1 protein-coding gene is annotated in these 208 nt (G+C 55.8%); it reads right to left on the minus strand.

Translation table 11 applies throughout. From position 1 onward, the window contains the following. A partial coding sequence (locus tag AF337_RS27320) for an esterase/lipase family protein (RefSeq protein WP_425287902.1) occupies positions 1-208 on the minus strand: 208 nt, incomplete at both ends.

Below are 208 nucleotides of genomic sequence, written 5' to 3' on the forward strand. Positions count from 1 at the left end.
GTGCCGAACAGCTCGGTCATGGCGGTTTGATCGGTAATCAGCTGTTGTCCTGCCGGTCCATAGACCTTCCTATATAAGGGCCAGCTCTTGAGGAAATCGGCAATCTGACTGCCGTTGTTCGGCGTTCCGACCATGACTACTCTGCCCAGCTTGGCTGGACGATAGCGCGCGAGAAAAGCACGGATGACCAGCCCACCCATCGAATAAC

Source organism: Rhizobium ecuadorense, from assembly GCF_001187535.1.
GTDB classification, from domain to species: Bacteria; Pseudomonadota; Alphaproteobacteria; order Rhizobiales; family Rhizobiaceae; genus Rhizobium; species Rhizobium ecuadorense.